Annotated in this window: 20 protein-coding genes; 13 read left to right on the top strand and 7 right to left on the bottom strand. The window is 72.8% G+C overall.

Annotated features, from left to right (window positions below; translation table 11 throughout):
* The first annotated feature begins 18 nt into the window (after positions 1–18).
* Positions 19–456 (top strand): Fur family transcriptional regulator, encoded by a 438-nt coding sequence (locus tag IE94_RS0124030; RefSeq protein WP_003974790.1) that lies wholly within the window; start codon positions 19–21, stop codon positions 454–456.
* A 20-nt stretch (positions 457–476) separates the two neighbouring features.
* Positions 477–1,442: a CAF17-like 4Fe-4S cluster assembly/insertion protein YgfZ gene (gene ygfZ / locus IE94_RS0124025; protein ID WP_030187942.1), complete on the top strand. Its 966-nt coding sequence runs from the start codon at positions 477–479 to the stop codon at positions 1,440–1,442.
* Positions 1,443–1,505: 63 nt separating this feature from the next.
* On the opposite strand, the gene dtd is transcribed toward ygfZ, so the two are convergent.
* Positions 1,506–1,931 (bottom strand): D-aminoacyl-tRNA deacylase, encoded by a 426-nt coding sequence (gene dtd / locus IE94_RS0124020; protein ID WP_030187941.1) that lies wholly within the window; start codon positions 1,929–1,931, stop codon positions 1,506–1,508.
* Positions 1,932–2,109: 178 nt separating this feature from the next.
* Here dtd and IE94_RS0124015 point away from each other — a divergent pair, with 178 nt between their 5' ends.
* The 3 genes from IE94_RS0124015 (at position 2,110) to IE94_RS0124005 (ending at position 5,414) form a co-directional block, all read left to right on the top strand.
* The gene (locus tag IE94_RS0124015) at positions 2,110–2,775 is read left to right on the top strand and encodes an RsiG family protein (RefSeq protein WP_030187940.1); all 666 of its coding nucleotides are present in this window, start codon (positions 2,110–2,112) and stop codon (positions 2,773–2,775) included.
* A 90-nt stretch (positions 2,776–2,865) separates the two neighbouring features.
* Positions 2,866–3,876, top strand: coding sequence for an asparaginase (locus IE94_RS0124010; protein ID WP_030187939.1), 1,011 nt, complete (start codon positions 2,866–2,868; stop codon positions 3,874–3,876).
* Between the two features lie 281 nt (positions 3,877–4,157).
* The gene (locus tag IE94_RS0124005; RefSeq protein ID WP_030187938.1) at positions 4,158–5,414 is read left to right on the top strand and encodes a GNAT family N-acetyltransferase; all 1,257 of its coding nucleotides are present in this window, start codon (positions 4,158–4,160) and stop codon (positions 5,412–5,414) included.
* Positions 5,415–5,586: 172 nt separating this feature from the next.
* Here IE94_RS0124005 and IE94_RS0124000 read toward each other — a convergent pair whose 3' ends face one another.
* The gene (locus IE94_RS0124000; protein ID WP_003974784.1) at positions 5,587–5,772 is read right to left on the bottom strand and encodes a hypothetical protein; all 186 of its coding nucleotides are present in this window, start codon (positions 5,770–5,772) and stop codon (positions 5,587–5,589) included.
* Positions 5,773–5,925: 153 nt separating this feature from the next.
* On the opposite strand from IE94_RS0124000, the gene IE94_RS0123995 reads away from it, so the two are divergent.
* Positions 5,926–6,837, top strand: a complete 912-nt coding sequence (locus tag IE94_RS0123995; RefSeq protein WP_037923397.1) for a winged helix-turn-helix domain-containing protein — start codon at positions 5,926–5,928, stop codon at positions 6,835–6,837.
* 9 nt (positions 6,838–6,846) lie between these two features.
* Here the strand turns inward: IE94_RS0123995 and IE94_RS0123990 are convergent, their stop codons facing one another.
* Complete coding sequence (locus tag IE94_RS0123990) at positions 6,847–7,035, bottom strand: hypothetical protein (RefSeq protein WP_030187935.1); 189 nt, start codon at positions 7,033–7,035, stop codon at positions 6,847–6,849.
* Between the two features lie 174 nt (positions 7,036–7,209).
* Here IE94_RS0123990 and IE94_RS0123985 point away from each other — a divergent pair, with 174 nt between their 5' ends.
* The 3 genes from IE94_RS0123985 to IE94_RS0123975 all read left to right on the top strand — a co-directional run bounded on the left by IE94_RS0123985 (position 7,210) and on the right by IE94_RS0123975 (position 10,029).
* Complete coding sequence (locus IE94_RS0123985) at positions 7,210–8,085, top strand: winged helix-turn-helix domain-containing protein (protein WP_030187934.1); 876 nt, start codon at positions 7,210–7,212, stop codon at positions 8,083–8,085.
* Complete coding sequence (locus IE94_RS0123980) at positions 8,085–8,891, top strand: HAD family hydrolase (protein ID WP_425337981.1); 807 nt, start codon at positions 8,085–8,087, stop codon at positions 8,889–8,891. Before IE94_RS0123985 ends, IE94_RS0123980 begins: the two co-directional genes overlap by 1 nt.
* A 61-nt stretch (positions 8,892–8,952) precedes the next feature.
* Positions 8,953–10,029, top strand: a complete 1,077-nt coding sequence (locus IE94_RS0123975) for a phosphotransferase family protein (protein WP_030187930.1) — start codon at positions 8,953–8,955, stop codon at positions 10,027–10,029.
* Positions 10,030–10,063: 34 nt separating this feature from the next.
* Here IE94_RS0123975 and IE94_RS0123970 read toward each other — a convergent pair whose 3' ends face one another.
* On the bottom strand, positions 10,064–11,278 hold the full coding sequence (locus IE94_RS0123970) for an amidohydrolase family protein (RefSeq protein WP_030187928.1): 1,215 nt from the start codon (positions 11,276–11,278) through the stop codon (positions 10,064–10,066).
* A gap of 101 nt (positions 11,279–11,379) precedes the next feature.
* Between IE94_RS0123970 and IE94_RS0123965 the strand changes: the two genes are divergently transcribed.
* The 4 genes from IE94_RS0123965 to IE94_RS0123950 all read left to right on the top strand — a co-directional run bounded on the left by IE94_RS0123965 (position 11,380) and on the right by IE94_RS0123950 (position 13,512).
* Positions 11,380–11,847, top strand: a complete 468-nt coding sequence (locus tag IE94_RS0123965) for a MarR family winged helix-turn-helix transcriptional regulator (protein WP_030187925.1) — start codon at positions 11,380–11,382, stop codon at positions 11,845–11,847.
* A 117-nt stretch (positions 11,848–11,964) separates the two neighbouring features.
* Positions 11,965–12,396, top strand: a complete 432-nt coding sequence (locus tag IE94_RS0123960; RefSeq protein WP_037923394.1) for a helix-turn-helix domain-containing protein — start codon at positions 11,965–11,967, stop codon at positions 12,394–12,396.
* Positions 12,397–12,418: 22 nt separating this feature from the next.
* Positions 12,419–13,063 (top strand): hypothetical protein, encoded by a 645-nt coding sequence (locus tag IE94_RS0123955; RefSeq protein WP_030187921.1) that lies wholly within the window; start codon positions 12,419–12,421, stop codon positions 13,061–13,063.
* Between the two features lie 113 nt (positions 13,064–13,176).
* Positions 13,177–13,512, top strand: coding sequence for a DUF2516 family protein (locus IE94_RS0123950; RefSeq protein ID WP_030187915.1), 336 nt, complete (start codon positions 13,177–13,179; stop codon positions 13,510–13,512).
* Positions 13,513–13,551: 39 nt separating this feature from the next.
* Here the strand turns inward: IE94_RS0123950 and IE94_RS0123945 are convergent, their stop codons facing one another.
* The 3 genes from IE94_RS0123945 to IE94_RS0123935 form a co-directional block, all read right to left on the bottom strand.
* A complete protein-coding gene (locus IE94_RS0123945; protein ID WP_030187908.1) occupies positions 13,552–15,048 on the bottom strand; it encodes a PP2C family protein-serine/threonine phosphatase in 1,497 nt (498 codons plus the stop codon).
* Between the two features lie 271 nt (positions 15,049–15,319).
* The gene (locus IE94_RS0123940; protein WP_030187906.1) at positions 15,320–16,477 is read right to left on the bottom strand and encodes a C40 family peptidase; all 1,158 of its coding nucleotides are present in this window, start codon (positions 16,475–16,477) and stop codon (positions 15,320–15,322) included.
* Between the two features lie 243 nt (positions 16,478–16,720).
* Entirely contained in the window at positions 16,721–17,536 is an 816-nt protein-coding gene (locus IE94_RS0123935; RefSeq protein ID WP_030187904.1) for a class I SAM-dependent methyltransferase, read from the bottom strand.
* Positions 17,537–17,567 lie beyond the last annotated feature (31 nt).

Genomic DNA, 17,567 nt, shown 5'->3' with positions numbered 1-17,567 from the left:
CACTCCTACACTGGCCCTGTGGTGAGCACCGACTGGAAGAGCGACCTCAGGCAGCGTGGCTACCGGCTGACCCCCCAGCGGCAGCTGGTGCTCGAAGCCGTCGACACGCTGGAGCATGCGACCCCGGACGACATCCTCGGCGAGGTGCGCAAGACGGCGTCGGGGATCAACATCTCCACCGTGTACCGCACGCTGGAGCTGCTGGAGGAGCTGGGGCTGGTCAGCCACGCCCATCTCGGGCACGGTGCGCCCACCTACCACCTGGCCGACCGGCACCACCACATCCACCTGGTCTGCCGGGACTGCACCAACGTGATCGAGGCCGACCTGTCGGTGGCCGCCGACTTCACCGCCAAGCTGCGCGAGCAGTTCGGGTTCGACACCGACATGAAGCACTTCGCGATCTTCGGCCGGTGCGAGAGCTGTTCCCTGAAGGGTTCAACTACCGACTCGTAAGCGAGTCGTAGGCTGGGCGTATGAAGAGCCCCCTGCTGTCCCTGCCCGGCGCCGTTCCCGCCGAGGGCGTGGACGAAGGCGTCGCCGCCCACTACGGCGATCTGTTCCGCGAGCAGCGTGCCCTCGCCGAGGGCACCGGCTTCGTCGACCTCTCCCACCGCGGTGTCGTCACCGTCACGGGCGACGACCGGCTGAGCTGGCTGCACCTGCTGCTCACCCAGCACGTCAGCGACCTGCCGACCGGCCAGGCCACCGAGGCGCTGATCCTCTCCGCGAACGGCCACATCGAACACGCCCTGTACCTCGTCGACGACGGCACGAGCGTCTGGGCCCACGTCGAGCCCGGCAGCCAGGAAGCGCTCATCGCCTACCTGGAGTCGATGAAGTTCTTCTACCGCGTCGAGGTCGCCGACCGCACCGCCGACACCGCGGTCGTGCACCTGCCGGCCGGGTCGATCGCCCAGGCCCCCGCCTCCGCCGTGGTCCGCGAGACGCCGTACGGGCGTGATCTCTTCCTGCCGCGGGAGGAGCTGGAGGCGTTCGCCGCCCAGGCCGGGCCCGCCGCCGGGATCCTCGCCCACGAGGCGCTGCGGGTCGAGCAGCACCGCCCGCGCCTCGGCTTCGAGACCGACCACCGGACCATCCCGCACGAGCTGGGCTGGATCGGTACGGCCGTACACCTCCAGAAGGGCTGCTACCGCGGGCAGGAGACCGTCGCCCGGGTGCAGAACCTCGGCAAGCCGCCGCGCCGGCTGGTCTTCCTGCACCTGGACGGCAGCGACGTCCACCTGCCGCCGAACGGGGCGGAGATCCGCCTCGCGGACGACGGGCCCGACGGCCGGAAGATCGGGTTCATCACCACGTCCGTGCGCCACCACGAGCTGGGCCCGGTCGCCCTGGCCCTGGTCAAGCGGAACGTACCGGTGGACGCCCGGCTCATGGCCGAGGACACCGCGGCCGCGCAGGAGACGGTCGTCGAGCCGTAGGGCTCGTCCAGCGCCCGTCCAGCGCCCGTCCAGCGCCCGTCCAGCGCCCGTCCAGGGCCCGTCTCAGACCTCGACGAGGACCGTGAAGGGGCCGTCGTTCGTCAGGGACACCCGCATCTGCGCGCCGAAACGTCCCGTCGCCACCGTCGCGCCCAGCGCCCGCAACTGGGCGACGACCTCGTCGACCAGCGGTTCGGCGACGTCGCCGGGGGCGGCGGCGTTCCACGTGGGGCGGCGGCCCTTGCGGGCGTCGCCGTAGAGGGTGAACTGGCTGATCACCAGCAACGGGGCGTCGAGATCGCTGCACGACTTCTCGTCGTGCAGGATCCGCACCGACCAGAGTTTGCGGGCGAGCTGTGCCGCCTTCTCCTCGGTGTCGTCGTGGGTGACGCCGACCAGGACGCACAGGCCCTCGCCGTCGATCGCCCCCACGGTCTCGCCGTCCACGACGACGCTCGCGCCGTCCACCCTCTGCACCACTGCACGCATCCCGCCATGATGCCGTGCGCCCCCAGGGTGTGGACGGACGGGCCCGTAGAGGGTTTCTTATCGCGGCGAACCCCCCATCTGGGGCCGATCGGGGCCGATCGGGGGCACTCGGTCACATAGCGGCCACGTGGGGTGGCACGATGCTCCCAGACGCCGGGCGAGGGGACGGTTGAGGCGCATGAGCACACCGAGTACGGGGCGGTCGTTCGGGACTGCCGCGTTGACACTGACATCTCCGAGTGGCCGGGGCGGTCCGAGTGGTCCGGGTGGTCTGGAGGCGCCCCGGGCGCCGGTACAGCGCACGGAAAGTCCGGAGCTGCCGACGGGCCCCGCGGAGCGGGATCTGACCGAGCTGAGCCTGCCGGAGCTGCGCACGCTGCGCCGGGACGCCCAGCGCGAGGAGGCCGACCTCAGCTACGTACGGCGGCTGCTCCAGGGCCGTATCGACATCCTGCGCGCCGAGCTGGCGGGGCGCGGGGCCGCCTCGGCGTCGTCGTCCGTGGTCACCACCGCGGCGACCGGGTCGGTGGTGGAGCGGCTGTCGGAGATCCTGGCCGACGCGCCGGCCCGGCAGCGCTCCTCCGCCCGGCACGTGACGCTGGCCACCCCGCGCAGCGAGGAGTGCCGGCGGCTGGCCGCGGAGATGCTGGGCGAGGTGGAGCTGTCCGACCTGACGGCCCGCACCGACGGCGAGCTGACCGCCGGCATGGGGCGGCTCACGCGCTACGAGCAGCAGGTGTCCCGGCGGCGGCAAGGACTCCAGCGCACGGCGGACGGCTGCGGCGCGGAGATCGCCCGCCGGTACCGTGAGGGGGAAGCACAAGTCGACGACCTGCTCGTGTGACACGGGGGCGGCCCTCCGCGCCGTCCCCGGGGGCCCGGTGATCCCGGGCCGTCGCCGCGGGGGGTCGCCCGTTCCGGAAGGCCACCGCCGATGCCCGCGCCCCAGCCGTCGCACCCGTCGCACCCGAACCAGCCCGCGCCCCCGTCCGCCCTGTCGCCCGTCGTGCCGCCCGTCCTCGCCGAGGTCGTCCGGTCCGGCTTCGTCGAGGGGCGGCACCGGGGCAGCCTGGTGGTGCTGGGCGCCGACGGGGCGGTGGAGCTGGCGCTGGGCGAGGTGACGGCACCGGTCTTCCCCCGCTCCTCCAACAAGCCGATGCAGGCGGCGGGCGTGCTGCGCGCGGGTCTCGACCTGGCGGGGGAGCGGCTGGCGCTGGCCGCCGCCAGCCACTCCGGAGAACCGTTTCACCGCGACCTGGTCCGCAAGATGCTGGACGAGTACGGCCTGGACCCGGCGCTGCTCCAGTGCCCGCCCGACCTGCCGCTGGACGCCGAGGAGCGGGAGACGTACCTGGCGTCGGGCGCCGTGCCCGACCGCGTCACCATGAACTGCTCCGGCAAGCACACCGCGATGCTGGCGGTCTGCGCGCAGCAGGGCTGGCCGCTGGAGACCTACCTCGACCCGGAGCACCCGCTCCAGCGGATCATCCACCGGGTGGTGGAGGACGCGGCGGGCGAGCCGGTCGCCGCCGTCGGCACCGACGGGTGCGGGGCGCCCCTGATGGCGATCAGCCTGGTCGGGCTGGCCCGCGCCTTCCGCACCTTCGCCGGCGCCGAGCCCGGTTCGGCCGAGCGCCGGGTCGCCGACGCGATGCGCGCGCACCCCGAGTACGTCGCCGGCAGCCGCCGCGCGGACACCTGGCTGATGCGCGAGGTGCCGGGCACGCTCTCCAAGATGGGCGCGGAGGCCGTCCAGGCGGTGGCCCTGCCCGACGGCCGCGCCCTCGCCTTCAAGATCGAGGACGGCGCGACCCGGGCCCTGGGTCCGGTGCTGGCCCGCGCCCTGACGCTGCTGGGCGTCCAGGGCCCGGTCGTCGACCGCATCGGCCGCGCGCCCCTGCTGGGCGGCGGCCGGGAGGTGGGGGAGATCCGGACGTCCTTCTGACGTCCCCGGCCCCGCCCGGCCCCCCGGCTCCGCCCGGCCCCCCGGCTCCGCCCGGCCCTGCCCGGCCCCCCGGCCCTGCCCGGCCCCCCGGCCCCGCCCGGCCCCCCGGCCCCGCCCGGCCCCGCCCGGCCCAGGTCCGCCCATGCCCGGCCGGGGCCCGGCCGACGCCCGGCCGGCGGATCAGGCTCGACCCCGGTCCGCCGTGCCCTGCTGCGGCCCGATCCGCCGGGCAGGTCTAAATCCCCGCGACTCAAGGGGCGGCGTCGGCCTACCGTGAGCGTATGAGCCGCCGTACCGAGATAGACGTACGTCCCATCACCGAGGCCGAGTTCCCCGACTGGAACCGGGCCCTGAACACCGGTTTCCTCCAGCCGCCCGTGGTGGCCGAGGAGCAGTTGGAGGCCCGGCGCCGGCAGTTCGTGCCCGGTCGGCTGCTCGGCGCGTTCGACGACGACCGGTGCGTGGCGACCTTCCGGTCCTTCGACCAGGAGGTCACCGCCGTCGGCGGCGCCCCCGTCCGGGCCGACGCGATCTCCAACGTCACGGTCACCGCGACCCACCGCCGCCGCGGCCTGCTCACCCGGATGATGGCGCAGGACCTGGCCGCGGCGAAGGAACGCGGGGACGTGGTCGCGACGCTGATCGCGGCGGAGTACCCGATCTACGGCCGGTACGGCTTCGGCCCCGCCACCACCCTGACCGAGTGGACGGTCGACGTGCCGCGCGCCGGTCTCGACCCGCGCTGGGCGGCGCCGGAGGACGGCGCCCGGATCGACCTCGTGGACGGCGCGGACGTCCGCAAGCTCGGCCCGGGGCTGCACGAGCGGCTGCGCCGGTCCCAGCCGGGCGCGGTCAGCCGGACCGAGCTGTGGTGGCAGTCCCGGACCGGCGTCGTGGACCTCAGCGGCACGCCCTGGACCGAGCCGTACTACGTCCTGTACCGCTCGGCGGACGGCGAGGTCGAGGGCCTGGCCGCGTACCGCGCCGACGACCGCTGGGGCGACGCCAAGCAGCCGCTGAACACGGCGACCGTGGACTGGCTGCTCGCCGTGACCCCGGCCGCCGAGCGCGCGCTGTGGCACTACCTGTGCTCGATCGACTGGGTCCAGACCGTGAAGAGCGGCTGGCGCTCCCCGGACGACCTGCTCCCGCACCTCCTGCCGGACCCGCGCGCGGCCCGCATCACCACGCAGGCCGACTGGCTGTGGGTGCGGATCCTGGACGTGGCTCAGGCGCTCACGGCGCGGACGTACGAGGGCCGGGGGTCGGTGGTGCTCGACGTGGTGGACCGGGGCGGACTCACCGGCGGGCGGTGGCGGCTGGAGGCGGGGCCGGACGGCGCGTCCTGCGTGCCGACCACCGAGAGCGCCCATCTCGTGCTCGACGTGGCGGAGCTGGCGGCGCTGTGGCTGGGCGACGCCTCGGCCGTACGGCTGGCGGCGCTCGATCGGGTGCGGGAAGAACGAGCGGGCGCCGCCCGTGTGGTCGACGCCCTGCTGCGTACGTCCAGGCGGCCTTGGTGCCCGGACATGTTCTGAGGTGACTCCTTCCGCCGGCGACGGTGGACCCGCGCATCCGTAGCGCGTGCTTTCGACGTGCTCTTCAGTTGTGGTTGTGGTTGTTGTGCGTGCTGCGCGGTGCTTGGTGCCTACTGGCCGGCCGGGCTCCAGGCTCCCCTCCGGAACGGGGCCCGTCCGTCAGTACGTCGGTTCAGCCGGACTGGGCGAGCAGCATCACGAGGATCACCGCGCCCACACCGCCGATCATGGTGTTCTTCGCCTTGATGCCGATGGACAGCGCGACGAACGCGATGATGCCCATCGGCCCGTACTTCCATTGCACGAGCTGCTCGAACCCGATGGCCAGAGCCGCGACGACGATGGCGATGAGCGGCATGGTGTTCCCCCTGTCACCGTGGTGGCCAACCCTCGTGAGGCTCGACCACGTTGCTCAAGTTGGCTGCCAACTTCACTGTACTTATCTCCGCTTGGAAGCGGCTCATAACCACCTTTCCTTGAACTGCCCAAAGATGGCGAGAAGTTGTAGGGTTTGGTCGTGGAGCCGGAACGCGCCCCCGTCAACGGGCGGAAGAGACCGCAGCGGCCACAGACAACGCATCGAGAGGTGGCCGACGAGCTGCGCGCCCGGATCAGGTCCGGTCGGCTGCGGCCGGGCCAGCGCATGCCCACACAGGCCCAGTTGGCCGACGAGTTCGGCGTGGAGCGGGGCGCGGTCCGTCAGGCCCTGCGGATCCTGCAGTCGGAACGTCTGCTCACCAATGTGTCCAAGGGGAGCCCCGCGACCGTCGCGCCCGACCCGCACGGCCCCCGGGCGGGCCCGGAGGCGCAGCCGATGCCCACCACCGTGGCGCTCGCCTCCCGGCTCGCGGCGGCCTTCACCGCCGAGCACGTCGAGATCGACGCGCTGTGCCTGACCTCCGTCTCCCTCACCCTCGCCCTCGGCGAAGCGCTGAGCCAGATCCACGCGGGGCGACTGAAACCGGCCAAGGTCGACGTCCGGGTCCTGCTGCCGAGCGACGACATCGACCTCGCCTTCCCGGTGGCCGTCACGGGCGGTACGGCGGGCGGCCCGGTGCACCGGCGGTGGCTGGCGATGCGCAACGCCCAGGGGCAGGTGCTCCGGCACAATCTGCTGAGCCTGCGCGCCACGCACGGCATCGACGTGCGCGTCTCCTTCCGCGCGCTGCCCTTCACCCCGCCGATGAAGCTGTACGTGCTCAACGGCAGCGAGGCCCTCTTCGCGTACTACACCCTCGGCCGGCGCGAGCTGGAGATCGACCACGAGCCGCTGGAGATGTACGACGCGGAGGGCATCCGCTCGACGCTGTTCGCCTTCGAGCAGGGCTCCGGCCTGCGCGACGGCGTGTTCGTGAAGCAGTCCCGGCTGTGGTTCGAGGCGCTGTGGGGGACGATCAGTTCGGAGCTGCGGCTCACGACCTGACCGCCCCGCTCACAGCGCCGGACCCGCGACCAGGAGGGCCAGCAGCACCGCTCCGGCGGAGCTGACGGAGGGGCTCTTGGCCTTGATGCCGATGGTGAGCAGGAACAGGCCGACGATGCCGGTGGCGCCGTACTTCCACTGGACGATCTGCTCGAAGGCGATGACGAAGACCGCGGAGACCAGGGCGAGGACGGGCATGGCCTTCCCCCCTTCGGGAAGTTCGAGTAGCTCGGGGAGTGCCGCGTTCGAGCAGGTGAACTTCCACCAACCTGTCGAAGTTGGCAACCAACTCTCTTAAGGTTGTCCCCACTTGGCTACTACCTATAAACAAGTTTCAAACAACTCCCTCTAGGTAGGTCGGAGTTGTAACGTTTGGTCGTGACTCAGGAGAACGTGTCGGTGAACGGTGGCAGAAGGCTCTCGTCCCAGGAGATCGCGGAGGCCCTGCGGGAGCGGATCCGCAGGGGAGAGCTCAAGGCGGGCGACCGCCTGCCCACCCAGGCCGAGCTGGCCGAGGAGTTCGGCGTGGAGCGCGGCACCGTCCGCCAGGCCCTGCGCGCGCTCCAGGAGGACGGCCTGCTCACCAACGTCAGCAAGGGCAGCCCGCCCCGCATCGCCGAGCCCACCACGCCGCGGGCCGAACCGCAGCCGACGATGGTCGCGCTGGGGCCGCGCCTGGCGCAGGCGTTCGCGGTGCCGCACGTCCGGATCGACGTGGTGTGCCACACCTCGGAGACGCTGATGCTGGCCCTCAGCGAGCCGCTCCGCCTGATCCACGAGGGCCGCATCCGCCCGGAGTCCATCGACTTCCGCGTCCTGATGCCCTCCCGCGACATCGCACTCGCCTTCCCCGTCCTGGTCGAGGACGAGGAGGACGACCCGGTCCACCAGCGCTGGTTGCAGATGCGCAACGCCCAGGCCCGGGTCCTGAGGCACAACCTGCACGCCGTGCGCTCCACCCACCGCGTCGACGTGCGCATCGCCTTCCGCGCCCTGCCGTTCACCCCGACGAGCAAGCTCTACCTGCTCAACGGCGAGGAAGCCCTCTTCGGCTACTACATGGTGACCCGGCGCGAGGAGGAGTACGAGAGCCGGACGCTGGAGATGTACGACGCGCTCGGCTCCCAGTCGCTGCTGTTCTCGTTCCTGAAGCGCAGCGGCCACCGGGAGTCGATGTTCGTGGAGGAATCACAGAAGTGGTTCGACGCCCTCTGGGAAACCATCACCACGGAGATGACACTCTCCTAGTGACTTCCGATACGGATCAGACGGAACCGGCGGGCGAGCGGGCCGAGCGGGCCGAGCAGTCCGGGCAGTCCGGGCAGTCCGGGCAGTCCAGGCAGTCCGAGGGACTGCGGGACCTGGTCGTGGGTGCCCGCGTCGTCCTGTGGGACTTCGACGGCCCCATCTGCCGACTGTTCGCGGGCTACTCGGCCGACCGGGTGGCGGGCGAACTGGTGGACTGGCTGGAGCGGCTGGGCCTGAAGGACCTGCTCACCCGGGAGGAGCAGGTCCACCCGGACCCGCACGTGCTGCTCGCCGCCGTCAACCGCAGACACCGGCAGAGCGACCTGGTCGCCGAGTTCGAGGAACGGCTGACCCGGGAGGAGCTGCGGGCCGTGCCCACCGCGTGGCCGACCGCGTACGCGGACGCCCTGATCCGCACCTGGTCGGCCCTGCGCGTCGGCCTCGCGGTCACGACCAACAACGCGCCGCGCGTGGTGGGCGAGTACCTGGCGACCCGGGGCCTGCTGGGCTGCTTCGCCCCCCACATCTACGGCCGCACCCAGGACCCGCAGCTCCTCAAACCAGACCCCTACTGCCTCAACCGCGCCCTCAGCGCGATGGGCGTCGCCCCCGCCCAGGCCCTGATGGTCGGCGACTCCGCCTCCGACCTGATGGCCGCCCGCCGGGCCGGCGTCCCCTTCCTCGGCTACGGCCACAACGAGCGCAAGGCGAAGGTCCTCCGGGAGGCGGGCGCGGAATCGGTCGTGCACTCCCTGGAGCCGGTGCTCAGGCTGCTGTGGGAGCACGGCACGCCCGCGCCCGCCTGAGCCGGGGAACACCTTCGTCACGCGGCCCTGGGCGACGGACCCAAGGCGCTACTCTCCGGCCATGCACCGTCTGCCACACCGGGCGCGCAAGGCGCTCGTGCACCACCTCGTGGAGTCCCGGAGACTCCGCGGGAGGGGTGAGGTGCTCACCGGGCACCACAACGTCAACTACGTCCGGCGCTCGGGTCTGGTACTGGCGCTGCTGCTGGGAGCCGTGCCCTTCACCCGCTTCAAGTACCGGGTTCCGCTGCCGGCGGTGGAGGTGGTGCCGCGCATCTGGCCGAGGGAGGCGGAGGTGCTCGGGGTCGTCTGCCGCCATCTGCGCGAGGTGCCGCCCTGCCTGGCCGACCTCGGGGGCGGCTCCGTGCACGGCTACCGGACCGGCCGGGTGCTCAGCGACAGCGGTCCGAGCGGACGGGTGGGCGAGGAGCTCATGCGGTCGTTCGCGTCCTTCTTCGTCCGGACCGCGAGCGTGCCCGTGGCGGAACTGCCGGCCCGCCCCGAAGGGTGGCCGCAGGACGGGGACACCCAGGGGTTCCTGGAGTGGCTGGTGGACTTCACGGAGCGGCGGGTGCACCGGCCGAACCGGGACCGCTTCGGCGCGCTCTTCGACGCGGCCGGGGTCCCCGAGGACGCGATGGCCCGGTTCGCCGCCCGGCACCGCTGCCGCACGGCACGCCCCTTCCGCCTCCTGCACACGGACGTCCACCGGGCCAACGTGGTCGTGCGCCGCAAGCGCCTCGCGGTGATCGACTGGGAGCTGGCCATACTCGGCGACCCGCTGCACGACCTCGCCACCCACCTCGTGCGCATGGCGTACGGGAAGGAGGAGCAGGGACGCATGGTGGATCTGTGGGCCGAGGCCATGGCGGACGCCGGGCTCACGGCCCTCGCCGCCGGGCTGCACGAGGACCTTCCCGTCTACCTCGCGTACGAGTACGCGCAGTCGGTGTTCCCCGACATCATGCGCGCGGCGACCGCCCTGCCCGAGGACGCGGGCCCGGAGCACTTCCAGGCCGCCGCCAACCGGGTGGAGCGAGCCGTACGGCGGGCCCGCGAGCCGCTGCGGCTGGTCGACGTACCGGACCGGGAGCAGGTCGTCGAGGCGCTGCGCACCTGGCACGCCACGGCACGCTGAGCGGTTCCGGGCCCGCGGCGGGATGCCGTCGTGCTCAGGCCGCCAGGCGGGTGCCGCGGCGCCAGACGGCGCGCGTGTTGAGGGTGTCGCCGATGTCGACGGTCGGATCGCCGTCGACCAGCAGCAGATCCGCGCGCAACCCCTCGGCGACGCGGCCCCGGTCGCCGAGGCGGAAGCGCCGGGCCGTGGTCGCCGTGGCCGCGCGCAGGGCCCGCGAGGGCGTGAGGCCGGCCGCCACGAGGTACTGCAACTCGTGGTGCAGGCTCGCTCCGTGGGCCAGGCCCCCGAAGAAGGTCTCGGGCATCGACACGTCGGTCCCGGCCAGCACGTCGACCCCGGCGGCGTCCAGGGCGCGGACGGTGGCGTAGACGTCGTCGAGGCGGCCCTGCGGGTAGCGGTCGTAGCTGGAGCGCAGGGTCCGGTCCCACCGGTCGTCGAGGCGGGCGGCGACCCGGGGGTCGTCGGCGAGTTCGGCGCCGGTGATGCCCATCATCGAGGCGTTGAGGGTGATGCAGGGGATGACGAACATGCCCGCGTCCCGGATGACGTCGATGATCTCCGCGGTGTGCGGCTGGTCCATGAAGACGTGGGTGACGCCGTCGACGCCCGCCTCCGCGGCCATCCGGGTGGCCTCCAGGGTCAGGGCGTGCGCCACGGTGAGGGCGCCGTACTTCCTGGCCTCGGCCACACCGGCGTTCAGGGTGGCCCGGTCGAGCGAGGGCAGCCCGGGATGCCCCTCCACGGTGCCGTCGTCGATCATGAACTTGATGAAGTCCGAACCCCGGGCGAGGAGTTGCGGCACATGGGCGGCGGCTTCCTCCGGAGTCGTGGAGAACGGCATCAGCGGCATCACCGGCGGCAGGTCCCACTTCGGCCGGAACCCCTCGGGCATCAGCTCGCTCGGGTGGCCGCCGGGCGGGGTGATGGCGAACCCGGAGGAGCGCACGTCGGCCAGGGTGTCGTCGTCGGTGATGGACCCGCGGTTCTCCCGGGTGTTCATCCCCTGCATCTCCAGCTCGGTCGTCACCCCGAACCGCAGGGCCAGCGCCAGGGAACCCGGGGCGGAGTGGACGTGGGCGTCGATGAGTCCCGGGAGCAGGGTGGCGCCGCCGCCGTCGACGACCTCGCAGTCCCGGGGGACCTCGCCGCCGACGCGGGCGATCCTCGTGCCGTCGATGACCACGGTCCGCACGCCTACGGTCTTCTCCCCGTCGAATACCTGCGCGTCGGTGATCGCGGTGAGTGCCATGGCAGTCCGCCTCGTTTCCTGGCTCGTCCACATTTACATACCTGATGCTATGCAGTTGCCGAGAGGTATGCAAACACGGGGGAGCGGCCTAGACTCGGGGCATGAGCAGCGCGTCTTCCCCCGGCCGGACCGCCGACGACCCGGCGCTGGACCAGATCGGCCCGGCGTTGTCGCGCCTGCGGCGGCGCACTCCGGCTTCGAGCAGGGACCTCTCCCGCAACCTGGTCCTCAACGTGATCGCCGACGCGCCGGGCGAGACGACCGTCGGCGGCCTCGCGGCCGAGATGGGCGTCGCCCAGCCGGTGGCCAGCCGGACCGTCGCCGCCTGCATCGAGGAGGGGCTGCTGCGCCGGGCGGCGTCCCAGTCCGACGGGCGCCGCACCGTGCTCGAACTCACCGAGTACGGCGAGGCCGAACGCCACCGGTTCGCCGCCGAACAGCGCGAGGCGTTCGAGGAGATCACCGCCGCCTGGTCGCCCCAGGAGCGCGTCCAGTTCGCCCGCCTCCTCGTCCGGTACGGCGCCGACGCCGCCGCGTGGTCCCGGAGGCGGGCCGCGGGCCGCGGCTGAGCGGGCGGGACCGGCGGGCGCTCGAGGGCAGGCGCGCGAGGGCGGGCGGGCGAGGGTGGGCGCACTCTTGCAAGCGCGGTGCTTGCAATAGTTAGCAAGGTGCTGCATGGTGGAGTCATGGCATCGCTCAACGTCGGCAACCTCGGTGAGTACCTGCGCGAGCAGCGGCGCAACGCGCAGCTGTCGTTGCGGCAGCTCGCCGATGCCGCGGGCGTGTCCAACCCGTACCTGAGCCAGATCGAGCGCGGGCTGCGCAAGCCGAGCGCGGAGGTGCTCCAGCAGGTCGCCAAGGCGCTGCGGATCTCCGCCGAGACGCTGTACGTCCGCGCCGGGATCCTCGACGCGGAGCGGGACCGGGACGACGTGGAGACGCGTGCGGTCATCCTTGCCGACCCCTCGCTGAACGAGCGGCAGAAGCAGGTGCTGCTCCAGGTCTACGAGTCCTTCCGCAAGGAGAACGGGTTCGGGGCCGACGCGGAAGCCGACACCGACACCGACGCCGATGCCGTTGTCGACGGAGCGGAAACAGTAAAAAACCCTCATTCATAAGCAATTCCGGAGGACCATCACCATGGCCATCACCGACGACCTGCGCAAGACCTTCAGCGACCCCACCCCGCTCTACTTCGCCGCGGGCACCGCCGACCTCGCCTTCCAGCAGGCCAAGAAGGTGCCGGTGCTGGTGGAGCAGCTGCGCGCGGAGGCCCCGGCGCGGATCGACGCCGTACGCAACACCGACCCGAAGGCCGTCCAGGAGAAGGCGACGGCCCGCGTCAAGGAGACCCAGGGCAGCCTCCAGGCCAAGGCCAACGAGCTCTTCGGCAACCTCGACGCCGACTTCAAGAAGCTCGGCGAGACCGCCCAGGACCTCGCGCTGCGCTCCGTCGGCGTCGCCGCCGAGTACGCCGTCAAGGCGCGGGAGGCCTACGAGAAGGTCGCCGAGCGTGGCGAGCAGGCGGTCCGCACCTGGCGCGGCCAGGCCGCCGACGGCATCGAGGACCTGGCCGAGGACGTGGAGGACCTCGCCGTGGCCGTCGAGCCGGCCAAGCCCGCCCCGGCCAAGCCCGCCGCCCCGGCCAAGCCCGCGACGGCCAAGTCCGAGCCGGTCCGGGTCACCGAGGACAAGTCGGCCGCGGCGAAGAAGACGCCCGCCCCGCGCAAGGCCCCGGCCAAGAAGAGCACCACCGCCAAGAAGACGACGCCGCCCGCCAAGTAGGGCAGGGCGCGACGAGCGGGGAGCGGGCCGGGCACCCTTGGGGTGCCCGGCCCGTTCTGCGGGTACGGTGACCGCTAAATGACGATCCGAATCTGGTGGTGGACGTTGTGCTGATGCAGGGGTTCGCAGGCTTCATGTGGCTGCTGAGCATCGCCCTGATCCTTTTCAGCGGCTTCGCTTTGATCGACGCCGCCACGCGCCGCGAGGACGCCTACCGCGCGGCCGACAAGAAGACCAAGCCCTTCTGGCTGATCATCCTCGGGCTCGCCTTCGTGGTGAACCTGATCTTCAACATCCTGTCGTTCCTGCCGATCATCGGGCTCGTCGCGACGATCGTGTACATGGTCGACGTACGGCCCGCACTGCGCGGCCTGTCGGGCGGTGGCCGCAACAGCCGCCGCGGCTCCAGCAGCGACGGCCCCTACGGCCCGTACAACGGCGGACGCTGAGGGGACTGCCCGCGCGGGCGGTCTTCGGGACCGGGCGGCTCAGGCCGTCCGGTCCAGCAGGACCACGGCCAGGTCGTCCGCCAGCTCGCCGCCGTTGAGTTCGCGGACCTCGTTGACGGTCGTCCGCAGCAGGTCCTCGCCCGTCAGGCCCTCGGCGATCTGACGGCGCACCATCTCCACCATGCCGTCCTGGCCGAGCCGCTCCCGGCCCCCGCCGACGTGGCCCTCGATCAGACCGTCGGTGTAGAGCATCAGGCTCCACTCGGCGCCGAGCTCCACCTGCATCCGCGGCCAGCGGGCGCCCGGCAGCAGCCCCAGCGCCGGGCCGTTGTTGTCGTAGGGCAGCAGCCGTGCGGGCATGCCCGGGCGGCTGAGCAGCGGGGACGGGTGCCCGGCCAGGCACAGGCCCGCGCGGCGGCCGTCCGGGGAGATGTCCACGGCGCACAGCGTCGCGAAGATCTCGTCGTCCGAGCGCTCGTGCTCCAGCACCTGCTGGAGCGTGCCCAGCAGCTGGTCGCCGCAGAGCCCCGCCAGGGTCAGCGCCCGCCAGGCGATCCGCAGCTCCACACCGAGCGCCGCCTCGTCCGGGCCGTGCCCGCAGACGTCGCCGATCATGGCGTGCACGGTGCCGTCCGGAGTGCGGACGACGTCGTAGAAGTCGCCGCCCAGCAGCGCGCGCGAGCGGCCCGGACGGTAGCGGGCGGCGAAGCGCAGCGGGGACCCGGCGAGCAGCGGGGTCGGCAGCAGGCCGCGCTCCAGGCGGCGGTTCTCCTGCGCACGCAGCCTGCCCTCGGCCAGCCGCCGCTCCGCCGAGTCGGACCGCTTGCGCTCGACGGCGTAGCGGATCGCCCGGCTCAGCAGGCGGCCGTCCAGCTCGTCGCGGAACAGGTAGTCCTGCGCGCCGACCGCCACCGCCTCGGCGCCGCGCTCGGCGTCGCTGGAGGAGGTGAGGGCGAGCACGGCGTGCCGGGGTGCCAGCTCCAGGACGTGCCGGAGCACCGCCAGCTCGTCGTCGTCCGCCGCGCCGCCGTTGCCGTGGCCACCGCCGTCGGTGCCGGTGCCGGTGCGGGCCGGGGCGGGGGCCGACAGGGCGAGGTCCAGCAGGATGCAGTGGACGTCGTCGGTCAGCAGCCGCCCGGCCTCGGTGAGGTTGCGCGCGGTGCGGATGCGGATCGGCTTGCCGGACTGGTCGAGCAGGTCGGGCACGATCGGCGAACCGGCCGGATCGTCCTCGATCAGCAGCACGGTCAGGTTCGTGGGAGCCGCGCTCTCCGTCCGGCCGCCGTGCGTCCGGTCGGTGCCGGTGCCGGTGCCGGGGTCTGTGGCGAGGCCGACGCCGGTGCGGGTTTCGGGGCTGGTGTCCGTGGGCTTCTCGCGCTTCTCCGTGGGGTCCTCTCGCCGGCCGGTGGGGTGCTCGGCCGGGTGCGTCCCGGGCGGGGCCTGTTCCTTGGAAGGGCCGCTGTCCGGGGACGCGGCGGGCGCCTGACCACACTCCACGGCCGGGATCGCCCTCTGCCGCGGTACGGGTACGGGCATCGTCTTGGTTTCCTTCCCTCCCCCCGAGGGCATGGCGGGGCGAGGGACCTCGACCCACCGACGGGGACCATAGCGGGTGTCGGCGCCGCTGCGGAATGGTCCAGAACACGTCGGGCGACCATCGGCCCCTGTCATATGCCGCCTAATCCCCCGCAGTTGGACACCTCGGCCGGAGACCCGGGATGACGAACGTCACGCGGGGCGGGGTGCCGGGCGTGGACTGGGTCACGTGGCCCGCCTCACGCGCCCGGCGCGTCACGCGTGGCGCGCGTCACCCCTTGGGCGCGGGCGCCTGCGCCGGGGCCGTGTCCGGCCGGACCACGCCGAGGATCGGCATCGAGCCCGCTCCGGCGAGGGTGATCGAGCGCCCCGGGCGCGGGGCGTGCACCATCGAGCCGTCACCGACGTACATGCCGACGTGGCTGGCGTCGTCGAAGTAGATGATCAGGTCGCCGGGGCGCATGTCCTCGATGCCGATGTGCCTGAGCTGCTTCCACTGCTGCTGCGAGGTGCGGGGGATCGCCCGCCCGGCCGACACCCAGGCCTGCGAGGTCAGCCCGGAGCAGTCGTAGGACTTCGGGCCCTCGGCGCCCCACTGGTAGGGCTTGCCGATCTGGGCGGTGGCGTACTCGACCGCCTTGCGGCCCCGCTCGGTCGCCCCGGCGTCGAGGTCATCGAGGATGCCGGAGTCGAGCCAGGCGGTCTGGGCCTTGGCCTGCGCCTCCTTCTCCAGCCGGGCGAGGCGCTCCTTCTCCTCCTTCTCCAGCTCGGACTCCAGCTTCTCGGCCGCCGCGATCCGCTGCTCTATCTTCTTCTGGGCGGTGGCCTTGGCCTTGCGGTTCGCCTCCAGCTCCTCGAAGCGGGCGGAGGCGTCCGCCGCGTAGGTCTTCAGGTCCTCCTGTGCGCGGGTCAGCTCGCCGAGCAGGCCCTTGGTGGCCCGGTGGCCCTGGATCACCCGGCCGGTGCCGTCGAGGAAGTCCTCGGGGTCCTCGCTCAGGACCAGCTTGGCCCCGTCGGGCAGGCCGCCGGTGCGGTACTGGGCGCGGGCGGCGGCTCCCGCGCGGTCCTTCAGCCCGTCCAGCTTCTCCTGGCCCTTGACGATCTTCTTGGCCAGCTCGACGATCCGGGCGTTCTGCTTCTCGGCCTGTTCCTCGGCGGCGTTGTACTCCTCCGTCGCCGAGGCCGCCGCGCGGTAGAGCTTGTCGAGCTTCTCGCGCACGGCCTCCAGATCCTTGCCCTTGCCCTTGCCGGGCGTGGCGGCCGGGGCGGTCGGGGTGGCGGAGGCGCCGGGGCCGCCCAGTGCGGGTGACGCCGACGAGGACGCCGAGGGGCCCGGGTCCGCGAGCGCCGTGCCCGGTGCCGCCAGCACGGTGATCGCGCAGACCACGGTCACGGCAGCGGTCGTCAAGCCACGCTTCCCCGTACGCATACCTCGCCCCCCAACTGATTAACCGTCAGTAACATAGGTCGCTCGGGGGATCGTGCCACGGCGACGCGAAAAGCGACAGAGGCCGTGCTTTCCTCCTGCTTTCCTGCTGCTTCTCTTCCGCATCCCCGATGTGTGACGAACGCCGCTCGGAGATCGTTCCCGGCTCGCGGTCGGCCGTGTCGTGTCGGCCCCGGTCGTCCGTGTCGGCCTGTGGCCGCCGTCGTCCGTGCCGGCGCCGCCGGTTCACGCGCGGGGTGCCAACGCCTCCCAGCGCACCGTCACTTCGCCCTGCCGCCACCGCGTCGGCCCGTCCGCCACCGGCCAGTCGGCCGTCAGGTCCCGCACGGCCCGCATCCAGCGCTGCCGGGCGCCGTAGGAGGCGTAGGGCGCGGCGGCCGCCCAGGCGCGGTCGAAGTCGCGCAGGAAGGCGTGCACGGCCTCGCCGGGGACATTGCGGTGGATGAGCGCCTTCGGCAGCCGTTCGGCCAGGTCGGAGGGGGCGTCCAGCGAGCCGAGCCGGGTCGCGAAGGTGACCGTGCGCGGACCCTCGGGCCCGAGCGCCACCCATACGTGCCGGCGCCCGATCTCGTCGCACGTCCCCTCGACCAGCAGTCCCCCGCGCGAGTGCTCCGACGCGGGCGCGAGCCGCGCGCACAGCCGCCCCCAGACCGCGGCGACCTCGCCCTCGTCGTACTGGCGCAGCACGTTCGCCGCGCGGATCAGCAGCGGGGGCGCGGAGACGGGGACCTCGAAGCCGCCGTGCCGGAAATCGAGCCCCTCGCGCGCGTACGGCCGGGCCGCCGCCACCCGCGCCGGGTCGATCTCGACGCCCACCACGCGCGCGTGCGGCGCGACGGTGCGCAGCCGGTGCAGCAGTTCGACGGCGGTCCAGGGGGCCGCGCCGTAGCCGAGGTCGACGGCGACGGGCTCGGCGGCGCGGCGCAGTTCGGCGCCGTGCGCGGCCGCGATCCAGCGGTCCATGCGGCGCAGCCGGTTCGGATTCGTCGTCCCGCGCGTGACCGTGCCCACGGGGCGGGTGGCGGTGGCGCGGGGTGGCATGACTACGAGGGTATGCGGCGGACCGTCCGGC

This window comes from Streptomyces violaceorubidus (assembly GCF_000717995.1).
Classification (GTDB): domain Bacteria; phylum Actinomycetota; class Actinomycetes; order Streptomycetales; family Streptomycetaceae; genus Streptomyces; species Streptomyces violaceorubidus.
The sequence above is the reverse complement of the archived record's forward strand: the minus strand, read 5'-3'. Positions and strand labels throughout refer to the sequence as shown.